The organism is Ochrobactrum sp. AP1BH01-1 (assembly GCF_018066705.1).
GTDB lineage: Bacteria > Pseudomonadota > Alphaproteobacteria > Rhizobiales > Rhizobiaceae > Brucella.
Window position 1 is genome coordinate 179,300 of record NZ_JAGPOU010000002.1, and the last position, 15,635, is coordinate 194,934.

Genomic DNA, 15,635 nt, shown 5'->3' on the forward strand with positions numbered 1-15,635 from the left:
GTTTTCACTTTTAAAGTGATTTATCACCCGTTTGTTGTTATTGAGCGCTCAATCCTTTCATTGCGCAAAAAGACCGGATAATTCCATGCTTGAGAAGACTTATGACGCCGCGGCCATAGAGCCGAAAATTGCCGAACGCTGGGAAGAAGCGGGGGCATTTAAAGCGGGAGCAGGAGCTAAGCCAGGAGCCGATCCTTTTGCCGTGGTCATTCCCCCGCCCAACGTCACCGGATCGCTGCATATGGGCCATGCGCTCAACAACACGATTCAGGACATCATGGTTCGCTTCGAGCGCATGCGCGGCAAGAACGTGCTGTGGCAGCCCGGCATGGACCATGCGGGTATTGCAACGCAGATGGTTGTCGAACGCCAGTTGGCTGAACGGCAGGAACCAAACCGTCACGCCATGGGACGCGAGAAGTTCATCGAAAGGATCTGGCAGTGGAAGGCGGAATCAGGCGGCATGATTTCCAATCAGCTGCGTCGTCTTGGTGCTTCGTGCGATTGGTCGCGCGAACGTTTCACCATGGACGAGGGTCTGTCGCGCGCGGTTCTCGAAGTTTTCGTCTCGCTCTACAAGCAGGGGCTCATTTATCGCGACAAGCGGCTGGTCAACTGGGACCCGAAGCTGCTGACGGCAATTTCCGACATTGAGGTCGAATCGCGTGAAACGAAAGGCCATCTGTGGCATTTCCGTTATCCGCTGGAGAATGTTCCATTCGATCCGGAAAATCCGCATACTTATATCGTCGTTGCGACGACGCGCCCGGAAACCATGCTGGGCGATACCGGCGTTGCGGTCAACCCGAAGGATGAGCGCTATCACGCTCTTGTCGGCAATGATGTCGTCTTGCCGCTCGTTGGCCGTCATATTCCGATTGTTGCCGATGACTATGCTGATCCGGAAGCTGGTTCCGGCGCGGTCAAGATCACGCCTGCGCATGACTTCAACGACTTTGAAGTCGGCAAGCGCAATGACCTGCGCGCGATCAATATCCTGACGCCGGCGGCTGCCGTCACGCTGAAAGACAACAACGACTTCCTCGAAGGACTGCAGCTCACGCCGGAACTGAAGGCCCTGATTGCCGAACTGGACGGCCACGATCGCTTTGCGGTTCGCAAGCGCATCGTGGAACTGATGGACGAGCGCGGCTATCTGGAAAAGGTCGAGGATCATACCCATGCCGTTCCGCATGGTGATCGCGGCGGCGTGCCGATCGAACCCTACCTGACCGACCAGTGGTACGTGAATGCGGCGGAACTTGCCAAGCCGGCAATGGCCGCTGTTCGCAACGGCACGACGCAGATCGTTCCGAAGAACTGGGAAAAGACCTATTTCGACTGGATGGAAAACATTCAGCCATGGTGCGTCTCGCGCCAGCTCTGGTGGGGACACCAGATACCGGCCTGGTATGGCCCGGATGGCAAATGTTTTGTCGAAAAGAGCGAAGCCGAAGCCAAGGCGGCAGCGCGCGCTCACTATGGCGAAGATGTTGCGCTTGAGCGTGATACCGACGTTCTCGATACGTGGTTCTCGTCTGCGCTGTGGCCCTTCTCCACGCTCGGCTGGCCGGACGAGACGCCGGAACTCGCGACCTATTATCCAACCAGCGTTTTGGTGACGGGCTTTGATATCCTGTTCTTCTGGGTCGCCCGCATGATGATGATGGGTCTCCATTTCATGGAGGAAATCCCGTTCCATACGGTTTATCTGCATGCTCTGGTCCGCGACAAGCATGGCGCGAAGATGTCGAAGTCGAAGGGCAATGTCATCGATCCGCTTGAGCTGATGGATGAATACGGCGCGGACGCGCTGCGGTTCACCCTTGCGATCATGGCCGCTCAGGGTCGTGACGTTAAGCTCGATCCGGCTCGTATTGCAGGCTATCGCAATTTCGGCACCAAGCTCTGGAATGCGACGCGCTTTGCGCAGATGAATGGCGTGAAGCTCGACGCCGGTTTCAAGCCGGAAAACGCCAGGCTTGCCGTCAATCGCTGGATTCTGACCGAGCTGACCAGGGCCACGCACGCGGTGACCGAAGGCATTGCCAATTACCGCTTTAACGAAGCGGCTGGTGCTGCTTATCGCTTTGTTTGGAACCAGTTCTGCGACTGGTATCTGGAATTGCTGAAGCCGATCTTCATGGGCGACGATGAAGCTGCCAAGGCAGAAGCGCAAGCCACGGCGGCCTATTGCCTCGACCAGATTTACAAGCTTCTGCATCCTTTCATGCCGTTCATGACGGAGGAACTCTGGACCCTGACCGCAGGTGAGGGACGGAAGCGCGATACCGTGCTGGCGCTCGCCGCCTGGCCGGAATTGTCGTTCAAGGATGAGGAATCTGCCGCAGACATCAACTGGCTGGTTGATCTCGTCACCGGCATCCGTTCGGTTCGCGCTGAAATGAACGTTCCCGCTGGTGCGATTGCTCCTGTTGTCGTGCTGGATGCCAATGCGGCGAGCATTGACCGTTTTGCCCGTCACGATGCAGCGATCAAGCGTCTTGCGCGTGTCGAGAGCGTTTCGTTCGAGGCACAGGCTCCAAAAGGCTCAGCTCAAATGCTGCTGGGCGAAGCGACAATCTGCATACCGCTTGGCAATCTGATCGACCTCAAGGCCGAAGCTGCACGTCTCGCCAAGGAAGCTGGCAAGATTGCCGCCGAAATGGATCGTATCGAGAAAAAGCTCTCGAATGAGAAATTCGTTGCCAATGCGCGCGAGGAAGTCGTTGAAGCCGAGCGCGAGCGGCTGGCTGAACTGAAGGAAGCCGCGCAACGAGTGGCGACAGCCGAATCACGCATCCGTGATGCTGGCTGAATTGACCTAGCGTCAGAATATAAGATTTCGGTCGAATCAAGCACCCGGCAGTGCATTCCGCTGCCGGGTGTTTTGCTGCGCGTTAGGTGAATTTCGGTCTGTTTCAACCAATGCAACAGCAGATCGAACCGCCGTTTCGATTGTTTTTGAGTAATGTTGCGCTTTCGCAACAAGGCGAAAAAGAGGCTGAAAATTGGCTAATTTACGCGTAATTTGCAACGAGCGTCGCCAATTTCCGCTAATAAATCGCTTCACAATTGAAGTTTTGGCCCTTTTTGAGGGGGGCTTCAGAAAGAAGGCAGTGCCAGTCCAAATTAATGCATCTTGCGGGCTGAATCCTTCCTGATTTACGTTTTCGTCAACGTTAATGCCGTTGCTGTGTGGGAGGACATTTATGAGTGTACAGCGCGTGAAAATGGCAGGGATGGTCGCCGCTTTCCTGGGAAGCGCGGTTGCTGCCAATGCAGGTGGCTTCGAGCGCGGCTCGCAGGACTTCGATATTCTCTTTGAACAAGGCAATGCCGTTGAGGCAACCGGCACTTTTGTAGCTCCGCAGCGCAAGCTGAAGAATATTGGCGGCTCGTTGGTGGGCGCGTCGACAGGGGGGATCAACCCGATTACGCGTCGCCCGTACGAGACGGAAGTCGATGAAGCAAAGAGCTATTGGGTTCCAAAAGTTTCGGCTAAGTTCGATCTTACCAATGATCTCGCTTGTGCGGCCCAGTATCGCCAGCCTTGGGGTATCGAGACGGATGTCGGCGTCGATACCGTGCGAATGTTCACAGCAATCGAACAGAAGATTTCCTCCAACGATTACGGTGTGAACTGTTCTTATCGTTTCGCTGCCGGAGAGAAGAGCTATTTCCGTATTCTTGGTGGCGTGAGTTATCAGGAGCTCAAGGGTGAACAGACCCGCATGATTCCTCCGGGTTCTGCATTTGGCGGCTCGTTCCGCGTGGCGTCGCTGGATGTTGAGGATCAGTCAGTCGGTTGGCGTCTTGGTGCGGCCTACGAAATCCCTGAATATGCGATGCGCGCAACGCTCGTTTATCAGTCGGAAGTCAAGTATAACCTCGAAGGAACGATCGATAATCTGGCGCTTAACCCGCTGACGGGCCGTGGTATGCCGATTAATGTCGAGAGTGATGTTGCTACGCCGCAGTCGGTGGAATTCAAGTTCCAGACCGGTATTGCTCCAGACTGGCTCGCATTCGGTTCTGTCAAATGGACCGACTGGTCGAGCATCACCTCGGTGGATTTCAGTTCCGCGGATAGCAGGATCGTTCCTCAGGGAACGAAGATCACCAGCCTGAACCTTTACTATCAGGATGGCTGGACGGTTAGCGGCGGCGTTGGTCACAAGTTCAACGACCAATGGTCGGCTGCTGCGACTGTCACCTGGGATCGTGGCACCAGCACAGGCCTGACTTCTCAGACCGACATCTGGCTCTTCGGTCTTGGCACTAACTACAAGCCCAACGATCAGTTTGAGGTCCGTCTGGCTGGTGCTGCTGGCTGGCTTTCTTCCGGTGAACTGGACGATACCAGAATCAATGGTGAGCTGAACAAGACCGGCTCTAAGGGCGAATTCGGAAATGATTTCGTTGGTGCGCTTTCGCTCACTGCCAAGGTCAAGTTCTAAGCTTGACGTATGAGACAAGGAAAAGCCCGGCGTTGCCGGGCTTTTTTGTTGGCTGCTTGTTTCAGGACTGTTCAAGTCGCGCAAGCAAGGAAGATGTGTCCCAGCGGTTGCCGCCGATCTTCTGAACTTCCTTGTAGAACTGGTCTACAAGCGCCGTAACCGGCAGAAGCGCGCCATTGCGGTCCGCTTCTTCAAGGCAGATGCCCAGATCCTTGCGCATCCAGTCGACCGCAAAGCCGAATTCGTATTTGCCCTGGTTCATGGTGCCGGAACGGTTTTCCATCTGCCAGGAACCAGCCGCACCCTTGGAGATTACCGAGATCAGCTTTTCGATGTCGAGACCGGCCTTTTTGCCGAAATGGATACCTTCCGCCAATCCTTGAACCAGGCCGGCGATGCAGATCTGGTTGACCATCTTCGCAAGCTGGCCTGAGCCGACCGGGCCCATAAGGCCGACCATGCGCGCATAAGCATCGATAACCGGCTTCGCGCGTTCGAAGACTGCCTCTGGTGCGCCGACCATGACCGTCAGCACACCGTTTTCGGCGCCAGCCTGCCCGCCGGAGACGGGCGCATCGATGAAATGAAAGCCCCGCTTTCGCGCATCAACGTCCAGTTCGCGGGCGACCTCGGCAGAAGCGGTGGTATTGTCGATGAAAATCGCGTCCTTCTTCATGGTCGAGAAAGCGCCATCCGGCCCAATAGTCACAGAACGAAGATCGTCATCATTGCCTACACAGGCGAAAACGAAGTCGGCATCGCGCACTGCTTCGGCAGGCGTTGAGGCAAAGCTGCCACCGAATTGCTTTGCCCATTTTTCGGTCTTCGCCGTCGTGCGGTTATAAACCGTGACGTCGTGACCGCCTTTGTTCCTGAGATGTCCTGCCATGGGATAACCCATGACACCCAACCCCAAAAAGGCGACTTTAGCGGGTGTCGTCATTCGTTCATTCCTCTGGATAGATGTAAGCAATCATGTGAGAGGCGTCATAACGGCTGCTTGATAGGCCGGACGCTGTTTCAAACGCTCATACCAGTCTTCCAGCCGCGGAAGAGAAGGGCGTTCAATCGGGAACTCGAACCAGGCATAGGCATAGCAACCGATCGGAATATCGCCGATACCGAAATTCTCGCCCGAGAACCAGGGGCCATCCTTGAGACCTTCATCGGCGATCTGCATGGAATGAGCAAGCTGTTGGAGACCACGTTCCAGAGTTGCCGGATCGCGTTCGGCTTCCGGCAGCCGGATCAAATGCTTGATTACGTCGCTGAAATTGGATGCGAGGGCCGTAGAGGCCCAATCCATCCACTTTTCGGCCTGCGCACGCTTGGCCGGGTCTTCGATCCACAGCGCGCCCTTACCGTAAGCCGCTGCAAGATAACGCGTGATGGTGTTGGATTCCCAAAGCAACGTGTCGCCGTCTTCCAGCAAGGGAATCAACCCATTCGGATTGCGGGCGAGATAAGTTGGGTCCTGCAATCCACCAAACTGGCCGCCGACATTGATCTGTTCATAGTCGAGATTAAGTTCGCGCGCTATCCAGAGCGCCTTCTTCACATTTGTGGAATTGATACGGCCCCAGATTTTCAGCATGACTCAGCCTGTTACATTACTGTTGGAAACGCATTTTAAACAGATCGCCCCCGGAAGCCGCAAGGCTGCCGAGGGCGATATTTCAGGTTTATGCCGTTTTGGAAATCTTATCGAACCAGATGCCGGGTGAGGCGCCGTTCGAGAAAATCCCAGACGTGCCGCAGACATTCAACGATCACCAGATAAATGACTGCTGCCCAGAGATAGGTCTGGAAATCGAATGTCCGCGAATAGGCGCGGCGTGTTTCGCCCATCAGATCAAGCACGGTGATGATAGCCACAATCGCCGATCCCTTGATCATCAGGATGATTTCGTTGCCGTAAGGACGCAACGCCACGATAAGCGCTTGCGGAAGAATGACCTTCCAGAAGGTCACGCGCTTGGAAATGCCCAGTGCCGCTGCGCCTTCCCATTGACCAAGGGCAACGCTTTGAATAGCGCCGCGCAGAATTTCAGCCTGATAAGCCGCCGTGTTGAGCGAAAAGGCCAAAATTGCACAATTCCATGCATCGCGGAAAAACACCCAGAGCCCGATGCTTTCAAGAAACGGACGGAAGGTGCCAAAACCGTAATAGATAAGGAATGTCTGCGCCAGCAGCGGCGTACCGCGGAAGAAATAGACATAGCCGAAAGCGATTCCGCGCAGCCACCGATTGTTGGACATACGCGCAGCCGTGATCGGCAGCGAGAGCAGGGCGCCTATCACGATCGATATGGCGACCAGTTTGAGCGTTATCAGAAGCCCGGACCAGTAGCGCGGTCCGTAGGTTTCAAACAGATCGATACGCCACGCATTGTAGAGATAGATCGCAAGGCCAGCGAAAAGCAGGAACCAGAGAGCGACAATGATATGACCTGCAACGCGCATTCGCGTCCATTGCCTTACCACTGGCGGCGGGGCCATCACCGGTGCTGTCGTATTTGAGATAGTCTGGCTCATATCATGCACCTCGCGAACGGTTGGTGCCTGCATCGGCCCAGCGGGCAATGCGGTCGATAAAGTAGGAGGAGATGATTGCGAGAGCCAGATAGAGCAGGCAGGCTATGCCGAAGAACAGAAACGGTTCCTTGGTCACGCGCGCCGCAATGGAAGTCTGGCGCAGAATATCGGACAGGGTGATGACCGAAACTAGCGATGTGTCCTTGAGAAGCACCAGCCACAGATTGGCAAGACCGGGCAGGGCGATGCGGATCAGCTGCGGCAGGATGACCTTGCGCATTGTCTGCCAGTGCGACAGGCCGACTGCGTACCCTCCTTCATATTGCCCGCGCGGGATGGCTCGAAATGCCGAAAGGAAGACTTCGCTCGAATAGGACGAGAAGACGAAGCCCAACGCGACCATACCTGCGCCGAATGCATTGATTTCGACATTGGCGTCGACACCGAACAGGCTCAAAAGCCGCTGCAGCCCGAGCGAGGCGCCGAAATAAACGAGAAAGAGGGTGAGAAGCTCAGGCAAACCACGAAAAATCGTCGTGTAGATGTTCGCTGCAAGCCGTATTGATGGTTCGCTGGACTGTTTGCCCACAGCAACCAGAAATCCAAGTGCGAGACCGACGGGAAGTGTCGCAAGAGCCAGAGAGATTGTTACCAGAAGTCCCCAGGCAATACTGATGCCCCAGCCATCGGGGCCGAAACTCAACAAAGTGGCGTAATGTTCCATGCGCCTATTCTTTTTCCTGAAGGCATTTGCCTGTGTTTTTATCGCCTGCTGGGTGTTGCCCGGCTAGGCTTGTGCAGCATGCCCATACAAATTTTGCGCCGATTTGCAGAAACGCAAACCGGCGCATAGGTGTCAGTACTGATCAGTTTTCGGCGCCATAAGCGTCGAAGTCGAAGTACTTGTCGTTGACTTCCTTGTACTTGCCGTTCGCGCGGATCGCCTTGATTGCTGCGTTGAACTTCTCAACCAGCTCCGGACGGCCTTTCTTGAAGGCAACACCAGCGCCCGGCCCGTGAATTTCGATCACAGGGGGGAAGGTGCCGACCATCTTGCAGCAGGCGCCATCAGGGGACTTCAGCCATTGGGCGAGGGTCACGCTGTCGTCGTTAACTGCATCGAGACGGCCGTTGGCGAGATCGAGGCGATATTCTTCCGCTGTTGGATAGGCCTTGATCGTGCTGTCGGTAAAGGTCTTTTCCGAATAGTTGGAATGTGTGGTGGAAACCTGAACGCCAATGGTCTTGCCGGCGAGGTCTTCCTTGGTCACGCCCTTGATGTCGGTGTCCTTTGGAGCAGCAATACCGGGAGGCGTGTTGTAATATTTATTGGAGAAGTCGACCTGCTTCTTGCGCTCGTCCGTGATGGACATGGACGCAATGAAGGCGTCGAACTTGCCCGCCTGAAGCGCGGGAATAGCGCCGTCCCATTCCTGGGTCACAAATTCGCACTCGGCTTTCATTTCCTCGCAGAGCGCCTTGGCGATATCGACATCGAAGCCGGAGAGGGTGCCGTCCGGATTGATGAAATTAAAGGGAGGATAGGCGCCTTCGGTGCCGATCTTGAGCTTGAGCGGCTCTTCCGCATTTGCAACGCCAGCAGCCATGCTGCCGATCGTGATGGCCAGTGCTGCAACTGATGCTGCAGTAGCGATACGCTTAAATACGCGCATTTTCAGTCCTCTCGTTTGTTCTGGCTGGTTCCCTGATTATTTCTTCTGGTTCAGCCGCTTTAGGGGTAGCCGCTACCGTGTAACTTTAAATTGCACGTCTGGTAGCGGATTCCCCCTGTCACTACCAATAGATGGTTGAGCCGATCATGCGCAATATTTTTTCGCGCTTCCGCCTCCACCATCCCAACCGCCGACGATATTCCCACCATTTTCAGACGATTGGCAAGATGGTTCGAGTAATTAAATTGTGTGTCGTGAAAGGGGATTTCTCGGTGGTTTCTGCATGCTTTTCTCAAACTACGATAGAAATCACTATTGTAGGGATCAATTTTAGGGAGGTGTTCAGATAGCCATCTCCCGCTCGATAAAATCGGCTATTTTCTCGATATCGTCGATGCGAAAGACGGGTACGTTTTCCCCGGGGTGAGGTTGATCGCTGGCAATGGCGACGATCGTCGGGTCATTGGTGGAAAGCGATGGCCCCTCATGGCTTCCTTGACGGCGCAATTCGATTTTCTTGTGCGTTTCATACTTATAGCCTTCGACCAGAACCAGATCGCAAGGCGCCAGCTTGGCGGCGATATCCCAAAGGGAAGGTTCCGCTTCACCGAGACTTTCATGCATGATCGCGTAGCGTTGCGATGAAACGATAGCCACTTCCGCCGCTCCGGCCTTTCGATGCCGCCAGGAATCGGTTCCTTCATGGTCGATGTCGAAGTTATGATGGGCGTGCTTGATTGTGGCGATACGATATCCGCGTGCAGTAAGGCACGTAACCAGGCGTTCGGTCATTGTTGTCTTGCCGGAGTTTTTCCAGCCGGTAATGCCAAAAAGCTTCTGGTTCATTCCATCGCTCCAGCCAGTTTTCGGGCCACGGTGAGATCGTCGGGCCGGTTGATGTTGAAGAACGGATCGTATGTTTCCGTGCCATCGCCAGCGAAGGCAATCGGAAAATCGACTGTCTCAAAACCTATGTGCTCTGCGAATGCAAGGACGCTCGCCCTGTCGGTGTCGGAGAGCCAGACGGACAACTCATCCGCCAACCCGGTTTCCCACAGGCCGAAAATCGGATGGATTCGTTCAAGCGAGCTGGCGAGGATGATGCGCGCTCCGGTTTGATCGCGACGCGAAAGAAGGCGGCTTGTGAGATCGGGGGGCAGGAATGGCGTGTCCGCTGCCGTCGTCAAAAGAAGGCGCGACTCTCGCGCGTGCATCAGCGCCGTCAGGATGCCAACCAGCGGACCGCCATGTTTTGAGGGCCGGTCTTTTATGACCGGGAAGCCGAGATCGGCTAGACGGGGATCATCGCTGTTCGCGTTGACGACGAGAGTTTCGACCTGCGGTTTGATCCGCCTGATGACGTGCGCAATCACAGAGCTGGCGTTATCGAGCGGTTGGAGGAACTTGTCACCCGCAACGCCACCTTCCTGCATGCGGCTGGAAAGCCCGCCGGCGATGATGGCCCCTGCAATCATGAGGGCTCCACGCCGGTGGGGATCGTCGCAAGCGTACTCTTGTTGCGTTCCCGCTTTTTCAGCACGTTTTCGCGGTAGACCATGTAGACGCCGCTTCCCACCACCAGAACCGACCCGATGATCGTGTGCATGTCGGGCGCTTCGCCGAAGATCAAAGTGCTGAGGCCGATCGCCCAGAGAAGGCTGGAATAGCGGAACGGCGAAACGAACGAAACTTCGCCCTCGCGCATGGCCAGAATGATGAAATGATAGCCAACGAGAAGAAGAACAGCGGCAATGGCCATCGCGCCGACTGCTGTAATTCCGAGCGATTGCCATCCTCCCATTGGAACTGTCAGCGCGCCGCCTGTCAGTGTTATGGCGCCAGCCGTCAATGTCGACAGATAGAGGGTAGGTACGTGCGCCGGCACGCGGCGCGTGGCAATGTCTCGCGTCGCAGCAAAACAGACGCTGGCAAGAAGCACCGCGACAGCGGTTAGACTTGCAGCGCCATCCGTTCCAGGCCGGATGATAATGAGGACGCCCACCAGACCGACAAGAATACAGCACCAGCGGCGCCAGCCCACTTTCTCCTTCAGGAAGAGCGCTGCCCCAAGCGTCACGACAAGCGGCGTTGCCTGAAAGACGGCAGAACAGAATGCCTGGGAAAGATGGCCGAGCGAATAAATATAGGTGATCGTCGCGACGACTTCGCCTACAACCCGCAGGATCGTCATTCTTTCCAGCGAAAGATTACGCAACGCCCCGTGGCGCCAGGCCAGCAAACCGATCAGCGCCGTCGCGAATATGCCGCGGACCAGCATATACTGCCCGCTATTCATCTCGGTCAGGAGGTATTTTGTAATCGTATCGCCGATGGTAAAGGTCCCCATGGCGAGAAGCATGAAAATACTTGCACGAAAATTTGCTGATTGCGGCACGATACAGAATCCGGTTTAGGCCCTGAGCCTTGGATTGCATAGCGCGTTAAAGTCGATCTCGCGACAATTATTTCAGGCTGTTGGTTTTTTAAGTATAAACCGGTCAACCGCCGGTAAGGCTCATGTGGCGCGCAACCGCTGGGCGATTATGATCGCGGTCGATGATGAAATCGTGCCCCTTCGGCTTGCGCGAAATGGCTTCATCGATAGCCTGGCTGAGAAGCAGATCGCTTTCGCTTTCCCGCAAGGCCTTGCGCAGATCTGCATCGTCGTTCTGGCCAAGGCACATATAGAGCATGCCGGTGCAGGTGAGCCGCACGCGATTGCAGCTTTCGCAGAAATTATGGGTCAACGGCGTGATAAACCCGAGCCGTCCGCCCGTTTCGGCAATCGTCACATAGCGGGCAGGACCGCCCGTTCGGTAAGGAATATCGGAAAGTGTGAATTGCTGCGAGAGTTCCTCGCGCACCTGCGAAAGCGGCAGGTACTGGTCTGTGCGGTCAAACTCGATTTCGCCCATCGGCATTGTTTCGATGAGCGTCATGTCCATGCCGCGGCCATGGGCCCAGCGGATCAGTTCAGGAATCTCGTGCTCGTTGAAATCCTTCAGTGCGACGGCATTGATCTTGACGCGGATACCCGCACGCTGTGCAGCCTCAATCCCCTCAAGAACGCGGGGCAGATCACCCCAACGGGTAATCTGATGGAATTTTTCCAGATCGAGCGTATCCAGCGAGACATTAATACGCCGCACGCCGCAATCCGCCAGTTCATCGGCAAAACGCGCGAGCTGCGATCCGTTCGTCGTCAGCGTCAATTCGTCGAGCGCGCCGGATTTCAAATGGCGTGAAAGCTGCCGGATGAGGTGCATTATATTCTTGCGCACCAGCGGTTCGCCGCCGGTCAGGCGCAGTTTCCGCACACCCTTGTCGATGAAGGCGGTGCAAAGACGATCCAGTTCCTCAAGCGTCAGCAAATCCTTCTTGGGCAGGAATGTCATATGTTCCGCCATGCAATAGGTGCAGCGGAAATCGCACCGATCCGTCACCGAAACCCGAAGATAGGTAACGGCACGCCCGAAAGGATCGATCATGGGTCCATTCGGGGAAACAAGTGGCTGTGCTTGGTTTGCGTACATCATTAAGCCGTTGTTTCCGCTTGATGCGGAGGAATATCCACACCGTTTCCCTAGAAATAGGAAATGCAAGCTTCATTGTCCAGTTTCACGCACGCGAAGCTCTTTCAATAATGATCGCGGCTATTGCGATATTTTAACGCGGGGCCTATCAAAAGCTGGCGAATATCCAAGCTGGAGAATGGTGATGAGCGAAGTCTGGCCGACTGAATTGCGCGTTTCGCACGACCGCAAACTACTGACGGTGGCGTTCGACGATGGCCAGAAGTTCGAGCTGACCGCCGAATTGCTGCGTGTGCTGTCACCTTCCGCAGAAGTGCAAGGTCATTCACCGGAGCAGCGCGTCACGGTTGGCGGCAAGCGCAATGTCGAAATCATGAAGGTCGAGCCGGTCGGCAATTATGCTGTCCGAATAACTTTCGACGACATGCACGATACCGGCCTGTTTTCGTGGACCTATCTCCACAAGCTTGGCACCGAGAAGGTGACGTTGTGGCAAACCTATCTCGATGAACTTGCCGAGAAGGGGCTCAAGCGGGATCGCTGAGTCTATTCTTTCTCAAGCATGTCGCAGATGCGGCGCATCACATCGCCCATTGCGTTGCATTGCGCGGCTGTCGACTGCGCCATGACGCGGTCGATCAGTTCCGTATAAGCAGTCAGCGCGTGTCCCAGCAGCTTTTCGCCCTTGGCGGTCAGGGTCAATCGCATCACGCGCTTGTCCGCCGGATCGCCCTCGCGCACCAGCAAGCCGCGTTTTTCGAGCTTCGGCAATAGCATGGTGATGTTTGAGCGCCCGACAAGAATGCGGCGCGCAAGATCGTGCTGGGATTCGCCGGGATGGCGATAGATATTCATCAGCACATCGAGGTCGGCGATTTTCAGATCGAAGGTCGACAGCTCATGGGAGAGGGCGCGTTCCACCGCCTTGCCGGCGCGCGCGACGGCGATCCAGTTCTTGAAGCGCGGATTGTCCCACGGCAGTTTTTGAGTCTCGTCTTGCATTTTGTTCATTCTTGTACAATTATTTGTTCAGGATTGAACATAATTGAGGCCCTGTCATGACATCGTTCTCTTTGCAGGTTACGCGATTCGGCCTGGGTGTGCTCGGACGCATTGATGCCGATAAGGCGGGCCGCGCCGCATTCAGGATTTTTTGTCGAACGCCAAGCCGCAAGCCGAAAACTAAGGCCTATGCGGCGCGTCTTCAACAAGCGAACACGGAACTCGGTCAGGCAAAGCGGCTCGATCTGATTATCGACCGCGGGCTTGTTGCAACCTATCTGTTCGAGCCGGAGGTCCATCTCGGGCGAACGTCACTCGTCGTCCACGGGTGGGGATCGCGCACCGCCGATATGATGACAATCATTCGCGAACTTGTCGCCCGTGGCGAACGGGTCGTCTCGATCGACCTACCGGGGCATGGCGCATCGGCGGGCCGCACGCTCAACATGATACAGGCAATCGCCGCCGTCGATGTGGCGTGGCGTCAGTATGGTCCATTCGATGCAATGATCGGTCACTCGTTCGGGGGCGCTGTCATCATCAATGCTGCTGCGGGTTCCGTCGGCTGCTACCAGTCACATCGCCCGGCGAGGCTGGTCACGATTGCTTCTCCGCACTCGATTGCGGGTGTTTTTGACGGTTTCGGCAGAGTGCTGGGGCTGGGGCGCGACGCGCGTCACGCCATGAAGGAACAGGTTCGCCACATCGCAGCGCGCCCGATCACCGATTTCGATACCGACGTGCTCCTGCGCCGCATGACGATACCGACGCTGGTCATTCACGCACATGACGATAAGGAAGTGCCCGCCATCTGCGCGGAAGCAGCCGGCAAGGCAGGCTCTCATGTCACGGTGCACTGGGCGGATGGCTTGGGGCATCGCCGCATCATCGCGAGTGCCGAGGTGGCGTCATTGGTGGCGGATTATCTTGATGACGGCCCGAAATTAAGACTGGTTGCCTGATTAGGCCTTGCTAAGAACAAGTTTGTCCCACGCCGCCATGGCGCCCAGCGCCGTTGCGGTGAGGTCTGCTCGCGTTCCGCCGTCGCGCGCCAGAATGGACATGCCGTTCTGTACCGTTGCGTAAAAGGTTGCGGCTGCGTGGCAATCGACCGATGGAGGAATGTCGCCGTCGCGAATGCCGCGTTCGAGCCGTTTCTGCAGAATTTCGATATTGGTCAGCCGGTGGTTACGCAGCACTGTGCAAACCTTGTCGCTTGACTGGGTGCGATGCAATGCATCGAGTGCAATCATGCATCCCCGTGGCACCGATGTCTGGCAATAAGCGTCGATCGTCGCGTGGAGAAATTTCTCGAAGGCTTGGCGCACATCTGCTGTTTCATCCAGCGCAGACCAGATTTCTCCCCCGACTTCACCGGCATAGAGGGCCAGGGATTCGAGATAAAGCTCTTCCTTGCTCCCAAATGCGGCATAAAGGCTGGGCGAATTGATGCCCATGGCCGTTGTCAGATCGGCCAGAGATGCGCCATCGAAACCTTTTTCCCAGAATTTGAGCATTGCAGTACGCAACGCTGTTTCGCGGTCGAAGCTGCGGGGGCGTCCTTTGTCTGCCACGATCTCTCCTTTCTGTATCGATCATTAAATAAATCACTTGACGGCTCTGCGCAAGCCTGTCAGCCTTTATGTATCAGTCGTTACAGAAAGGAAATGGCATGCCGGCAGAAGCTCTGAAGGGGAAGGTTGCTTTCGTCACTGGCGGAAGTCGTGGCATTGGCGCTGCAATTGCGCGGCGGCTTGGGAAAGATGGTGCGGCAGTTGTCATCACCTATGTGAATGGCCAGGAAAAAGCCGATACTGTGGTTTCGGAAATCGTGGCCAATGGCGGCAAGGCGCTGGCGTTGAGAGCCGACAATCGCGACGCCAGCCAGATTGCTGCGGCCATAGATAAAACGGTCAAGGAATTCGGTCGTCTGGATATATTGGTCAACAGCGCCGGCATCTGGCATGCGGCCCCGCTGGAACAGGTCACGCTCGCCGATTTCGATGACGTAATGGCGGTGAATTTCCGCGCGGTCTTTGCTGCTGTATCGGCTGCCGCACCGCATCTCGGTGCGGGCGGGCGCGTTATCACCATCGGCTCCAACCTCGCCGAAAGCGTGCCTTGGCCGGGCATCAGCCTTTATGCGGCAAGCAAGGCGGCGCTGATCGGTCTGACGAAAGGTCTGGCACGTGATCTCGGCTCCAAAGGCGTCACGGTCAATGTCGTTCACCCCGGCTCGACTGATACCGACATGAATCCGGCAGCAGGCGACCATGCGGAACCGCAGCGCGAACGCATCGCTACAGGCAGTTTCGGTTCGCCCGACGATATAGCAAGTCTGGTGGCCTGGCTCGCAAGCCCGGAAGGACGCTTCGTGTCGGGAGCCTCCCTCACGGTTGATGGTGGGGCAAACGCCTGAAACGAAAAGGGCG

The 15,635-nt window shown here is 56.0% G+C and carries 16 protein-coding genes; 5 read left to right on the forward strand and 11 right to left on the reverse strand.

Going from position 1 to position 15,635, the window contains the following annotated elements; all coding sequences use genetic code 11:
* The first annotated feature begins 85 nt into the window (after positions 1-85).
* On the forward strand, positions 86-2,818 hold the full coding sequence (locus J9800_RS06255; protein ID WP_114215443.1) for a valine--tRNA ligase: 2,733 nt from the start codon (positions 86-88) through the stop codon (positions 2,816-2,818).
* Positions 2,819-3,242: 424 nt separating this feature from the next.
* Positions 3,243-4,460: an OmpP1/FadL family transporter gene (locus tag J9800_RS06260; protein ID WP_286167509.1), complete on the forward strand. Its 1,218-nt coding sequence runs from the start codon at positions 3,243-3,245 to the stop codon at positions 4,458-4,460.
* 61 nt (positions 4,461-4,521) lie between these two features.
* Here J9800_RS06260 and J9800_RS06265 read toward each other — a convergent pair whose 3' ends face one another.
* The 9 genes from J9800_RS06265 to moaA all read right to left on the reverse strand — a co-directional run bounded on the left by J9800_RS06265 (position 4,522) and on the right by moaA (position 12,201).
* Positions 4,522-5,403: an NAD(P)-dependent oxidoreductase gene (locus tag J9800_RS06265; protein ID WP_210845669.1), complete on the reverse strand. Its 882-nt coding sequence runs from the start codon at positions 5,401-5,403 to the stop codon at positions 4,522-4,524.
* A 30-nt stretch (positions 5,404-5,433) separates the two neighbouring features.
* On the reverse strand, positions 5,434-6,054 hold the full coding sequence (locus tag J9800_RS06270; RefSeq protein ID WP_114215441.1) for a glutathione S-transferase family protein: 621 nt from the start codon (positions 6,052-6,054) through the stop codon (positions 5,434-5,436).
* Between the two features lie 107 nt (positions 6,055-6,161).
* Complete coding sequence (locus J9800_RS06275; RefSeq protein ID WP_114215440.1) at positions 6,162-6,995, reverse strand: ABC transporter permease; 834 nt, start codon at positions 6,993-6,995, stop codon at positions 6,162-6,164.
* A 1-nt stretch (position 6,996) separates the two neighbouring features.
* Positions 6,997-7,719 carry an ABC transporter permease gene (locus J9800_RS06280; RefSeq protein WP_112588155.1) on the reverse strand — a complete coding sequence of 241 codons (723 nt, stop codon included), beginning with the start codon at positions 7,717-7,719 and terminating at the stop codon, positions 6,997-6,999.
* Positions 7,720-7,861: 142 nt separating this feature from the next.
* Positions 7,862-8,668, reverse strand: a complete 807-nt coding sequence (locus J9800_RS06285; protein WP_112588157.1) for an ABC transporter substrate-binding protein — start codon at positions 8,666-8,668, stop codon at positions 7,862-7,864.
* Positions 8,669-9,010: 342 nt separating this feature from the next.
* On the reverse strand, positions 9,011-9,514 hold the full coding sequence (gene mobB / locus J9800_RS06290) for a molybdopterin-guanine dinucleotide biosynthesis protein B (protein ID WP_210845670.1): 504 nt from the start codon (positions 9,512-9,514) through the stop codon (positions 9,011-9,013).
* Positions 9,511-10,143 carry a molybdenum cofactor guanylyltransferase gene (gene mobA / locus J9800_RS06295; protein ID WP_114215438.1) on the reverse strand — a complete coding sequence of 211 codons (633 nt, stop codon included), beginning with the start codon at positions 10,141-10,143 and terminating at the stop codon, positions 9,511-9,513. The genes mobB and mobA overlap by 4 nt, the downstream gene beginning before the upstream one ends.
* Positions 10,140-11,027: a DMT family transporter gene (locus J9800_RS06300; protein WP_114215437.1), complete on the reverse strand. Its 888-nt coding sequence runs from the start codon at positions 11,025-11,027 to the stop codon at positions 10,140-10,142. The genes mobA and J9800_RS06300 overlap by 4 nt, the downstream gene beginning before the upstream one ends.
* Before the next feature lie 139 nt (positions 11,028-11,166).
* The gene (gene moaA / locus J9800_RS06305) at positions 11,167-12,201 is read right to left on the reverse strand and encodes a GTP 3',8-cyclase MoaA (RefSeq protein WP_114215436.1); all 1,035 of its coding nucleotides are present in this window, start codon (positions 12,199-12,201) and stop codon (positions 11,167-11,169) included.
* 184 nt (positions 12,202-12,385) lie between these two features.
* Between moaA and J9800_RS06310 the strand changes: the two genes are divergently transcribed.
* On the forward strand, positions 12,386-12,745 hold the full coding sequence (locus J9800_RS06310; RefSeq protein ID WP_112588168.1) for a gamma-butyrobetaine hydroxylase family protein: 360 nt from the start codon (positions 12,386-12,388) through the stop codon (positions 12,743-12,745).
* Between the two features lie 2 nt (positions 12,746-12,747).
* Here the strand turns inward: J9800_RS06310 and J9800_RS06315 are convergent, their stop codons facing one another.
* A complete protein-coding gene (locus J9800_RS06315; protein ID WP_114215435.1) occupies positions 12,748-13,212 on the reverse strand; it encodes a MarR family winged helix-turn-helix transcriptional regulator in 465 nt (154 codons plus the stop codon).
* 47 nt (positions 13,213-13,259) lie between these two features.
* Here J9800_RS06315 and J9800_RS06320 point away from each other — a divergent pair, with 47 nt between their 5' ends.
* Positions 13,260-14,165, forward strand: a complete 906-nt coding sequence (locus J9800_RS06320) for an alpha/beta fold hydrolase (protein WP_114215434.1) — start codon at positions 13,260-13,262, stop codon at positions 14,163-14,165.
* Here J9800_RS06320 and J9800_RS06325 read toward each other — a convergent pair whose 3' ends face one another.
* Entirely contained in the window at positions 14,166-14,777 is a 612-nt protein-coding gene (locus tag J9800_RS06325; RefSeq protein WP_114215433.1) for a TetR/AcrR family transcriptional regulator, read from the reverse strand.
* A gap of 98 nt (positions 14,778-14,875) precedes the next feature.
* Between J9800_RS06325 and J9800_RS06330 the strand changes: the two genes are divergently transcribed.
* Positions 14,876-15,622: a 3-oxoacyl-ACP reductase family protein gene (locus tag J9800_RS06330; protein WP_114215432.1), complete on the forward strand. Its 747-nt coding sequence runs from the start codon at positions 14,876-14,878 to the stop codon at positions 15,620-15,622.
* Positions 15,623-15,635 lie beyond the last annotated feature (13 nt).